This window comes from Roseovarius sp. YIN77 (assembly GCF_057219155.1).
In genome coordinates this window covers 1-1,000 of the sequence record NZ_JBXVVI010000061.1, presented here as the reverse complement: position 1 = coordinate 1,000, position 1,000 = coordinate 1, and the positions used below count along the sequence as shown (strand labels likewise).

Sequence of the window (1,000 nt, the reverse complement as noted above, 5' to 3'; positions counted from 1 at the left end):
ATCCTCATCAGTTCTGCGCAGTGTGATTAATTCCAGGCATTCAACGTTCTCTGCACCACGATCAACCAAATCGCCCACCGAGATAAGCAGGTCTTTTTTGTTGTCGAATCCAATCGTATCCAGTTTGTTCATCAGGTTCGTGTAGCATCCGTGCAGATCGCCAACTACCCAAATATTTCGGTATTTGCTGCCATCAATTTTTTCGTAATAGCGCATCTCTTTCACTCCATCCGCGATGAACCATGAGAACGTCGTTGACGATGGCGTGCATTTTCCCGTCTTTATCATCAACGTATTTTCTGACCGTACCGCGACTACATTTCAGTCTGCGTGCTACTTCTGTCTGATTTCCGTATGTTTCAACGAGCATGTCTGGAATGGTTTTTACTGAGAACGTCATGCGGCCTCACTTCTGCTATTTCGCAGGTCTTTGAGTTTCTGTTGGTACTCTGCCTTGATCGCCTTGCACTCTTCGATAGTCCAGCGATGGCGGTTATGGTTTGATTCGATTTCGTCTACTGCTTCCTGCCCGATGCGGCTAATCAGTTCGACGCGATACGGAACGAGATTTCCGCTTTTGTGCTGGTTGCACACCACGCATTGCTTGTGAATATTGCGTTCATTAAATCGGAGTTGAGGTGCCGCAGCAGTTGTCCGGTAATGTCCGGCATCCCACTGAGCAGACGTGAGCGTTCCGCACGAGATACATGGTAAGTCGCGGTCTCTTTCTCTGATGAAGGCGTTTACGGCTTGTTGGGCTTGTTTAATCCAGTAACTGCGGGGCTTTAAGGCGAGTTTTCGAATCTTAAGTTTATCTTTCTGTTTCTGCTCCTCTCGTCGTCGTTTCTTCTCTGCTGCTTTTTCCGCTTTTTCGCGTTCTTTACTTCGTCGTTCGAGTGCTATCTTGGTTCCACACTCTGGAGAGCACCACCACTGATTAGCGAATGCAGGGTGAAACCATTCCCGGCATTCATCGTTTTTACATCGTCTTCGCGCTGAT

General features: G+C 47.8%; 3 protein-coding genes. All 3 read right to left on the bottom strand.

Annotated features, from left to right (window positions below):
• On the bottom strand, positions 1–216 hold a 216-nt coding region (locus AC2D8P_RS16615), incomplete at its 3' end, for a metallophosphoesterase (protein ID WP_484704000.1).
• Positions 194–400 carry a phage NinH family protein gene (locus AC2D8P_RS16610; RefSeq protein WP_002901791.1) on the bottom strand — a complete coding sequence of 69 codons (207 nt, stop codon included), beginning with the start codon at positions 398–400 and terminating at the stop codon, positions 194–196. The genes AC2D8P_RS16610 and AC2D8P_RS16615, both read right to left, overlap by 23 nt.
• Positions 397–1,000 (bottom strand): recombination protein NinG (locus tag AC2D8P_RS16605; protein ID WP_484703999.1); only part of this gene is annotated, 604 nt, incomplete at its 5' end. The genes AC2D8P_RS16610 and AC2D8P_RS16605, both read right to left, overlap by 4 nt.

Excerpts from the sequence above, each read along its gene's own strand:
- AC2D8P_RS16610 (WP_002901791.1), bottom strand. The coding sequence starts at position 400 with ATGACGTTCTCAGTAAAAACCATTCCAGACATGCTCGTTGAAACATAC.